At 71.6% G+C, this 2468-nt stretch carries 1 protein-coding gene; it reads right to left on the reverse strand.

Features of this window, described 5'->3' with window-relative positions; all coding sequences use genetic code 11:
- Nucleotides 1-125: 125 nt before the first annotated feature.
- Nucleotides 126-2468 (reverse strand): family 20 glycosylhydrolase (locus D183_RS0115115; protein WP_017909745.1); only part of this gene is annotated, 2343 nt, incomplete at its 5' end.

Genomic DNA, 2468 nt, shown 5'->3' on the forward strand with positions numbered 1-2468 from the left:
GCGCCGCCGCCTGGCCCAGCGCCGGCAAGGCCAGCGCCAGCAGCAGCCCGAGGCGGGCAGGAAGGCGCGTGCGCGACGCGGAACGGGGGCGGCGGGGCGGCTGGGTCATGCGAGGGTCTCCGTGGTCAGTGCGCGGCGGCGGGGGGCGCCTGCGCCGCGGTGTCGATCAGATGGACGGCGCCGATGGCGTAGTACGGGCCGGCGATGGGCGCGGTGGAGCGCAGGCACAGGTCGTGCACGCCGGTCTGCTTGGGCAGACGCGCTTCCAGCGCGAACTGGTCGCCCAGGGTCTTGCCGGCCGGCAGCGGCAGCCGCGCCAGCAGCTTGCCCTTGCAGTCGCCCAGCCGCACTTCGAACTCGCCGCGCGGGCTGTGCGCCGGGTAGCGCTTGACCTTGGCCTGGTCGTGCGCCAGCCCGTAGTTGCGCGCCAGGCGCGCGGCGTCGATGCGGATGCGGTCGATGCCGTCCAGTCGCGCGTCGGCGTAGCGCCAGCAACTGGTGAACAGGTCGATGTTGAACACCGGCGTGTCCTGGTCGGCCAGGTCCGGCAGCAGCGGCACGCGCAGGCCCAGCTCGCCGCCTTCGCACGAAGCCAGGCCCTGGGTATCGCGGCTGAGCAGGTTGGCGCGGTCGAGGATGCGGCTGCGCGGCGCGGCCAGCAGGCGGCCGTCGTCGGCGAAGGTGGCCGCGCGCACGGTGACCGGCAGGGTCACCGCGAACGGCGCGGTGTAGCGCGGCGAATCGGCCTTGGGCTCGCTGCCGTCGGTGGTGTAGCGGAAGTTGCCGAACTTGGCCTGGTTGCCCAGCACCACCGTGGCCTTCCCGCTGTCCAGCGCGGCGTTGTCGCCGCCCTGCACGGCGATGTCCGGGGCGAAGGCGCCGTCGCCGTAGGCGATGCCCTGCAGGCGGTAGCGGTCCAGCTGCGCCGGCATGCGCTGCAGGAAGCCGTTCCAGTCGCGTGCGGCCATCGGCGACCAACCCGCCTCGGCCACCGCGCTCAGTCGCGGGAACAGCGCATGGTCGATATGCCAGGTGGAGGGGATGTACTCGCTCCACAGCGCCGCTTGCACGCCGAGCACGTGCTTGCTCTCCTCGGGGCTGAGCGCCGCCGGCACCGGGTCGAAGCCATAGACCTTCTGCAGCGGCAGCGTGGCCAGGCGGCCGTTGGGCTCGTCGTTGCGTGCGCTCTGCAGATTGTCCAGGTACATCCAGCCGGCCGGTGCCAGCACCACGTCGTGGCCTTGCTTGGCGGCGGCGACCGCGCCGTCCACGCCGCGCCAGGACATCACCGACGCACTGGCCGGCAGCCCGCCTTCCAGGATCTCGTCCCAGCCGATCAGGCGCCGCTGGTGCTGGGTGAGGTAGTCGGCCAGTTGCTGGTTGAACCAGCCCTGCAACGCGTGCGCGTCCTTGATGCCGAGCTTGCGCATCTGCGCGCGCACCGCCGGCGAGCGTTCCCACTGATCCTTGACTGCTTCGTCGCCGCCGATGTGGATGTACGGCGAAGGGAACAGCTGCAGCACTTCATCCAGCACGCCGCGGATGAAGGTCATGCTCTTGTCGTTGGTGTTGAACAGGTACGGATTGACGCCCCAGTCCACCGACACCTTGGGCCGTTGCCGGGTCACCCCGACCAGTTCCGGGTACGCCGCCACCGCCGCCTGCGCGTGCCCGGGCATGTCCAGTTCCGGCACGATGGTGATGTGGCGTTCGGCGGCGTAGGCCACCAGGTCGCGGATCTGGTCCTGGGTGTAGAAGCCGCCGTAGCGATCGGGCAGGCCGTGGGTGCCCGCGCCCGGCGGGGTGCGCCAGGCGCCGATCTCGGTGAGCTTGGGATAGCGCTTGATCTCGATGCGCCAGCCCTGGTCGTCGGTCAGGTGCAGGTGCAGCACGTTGAGCTTGTGCTGGGCCATCGCGTCGAGCAGGCGCTTGACCGTGTCGGAGCTGTGGAAGTGCCGCGCCACGTCGAGCAGCACGCCGCGCCAGCCGAAGCGCGGCCAGTCGCGGATATGCACCTGCGGCACGTCCACCTCGCCCTTGCCGGCGTCCGGGGTCATCAACTGCCAGGCGCTGATCGCGCCGTAGAACAGGCCGCGCTCCTCGCGCGCCTGGATCAGCATGGTGCGCGGGTCCACGTCCAGCGTGTAGCCCTCGGCCTGCGCGACCTCGGTATTTGGATTGAGCTGCAGGCGGATGCTGCCGTCGGCGGGGATGGTCTCCGCACGCACCTCCAGCGACAGGCCGCGGGTCTTGCTCAGCAATTGCGAAAGTTGCTGCGCCACGCGCTGCGCGCCGGCGTCGTCGAGGGGCACCGACAGCACGGCGCCGGTGCCGATGGTCAGGGTGCCGCCGTCGCGCTCGGCCTTGGCCGGCGCCGGGATCAGCGGCAGCGGCGTCTTGTCGTCGTCGTCATCGTGTTTCGGGGCCGGCGGCGGCGCCGCGGCGGGCTTGGCCGCGGGCGCCGGCGT

The sequence above is a fragment of the Xanthomonas sp. SHU 199 genome, from assembly GCF_000364665.1.
GTDB lineage: Bacteria > Pseudomonadota > Gammaproteobacteria > Xanthomonadales > Xanthomonadaceae > Xanthomonas_A > Xanthomonas_A sontii.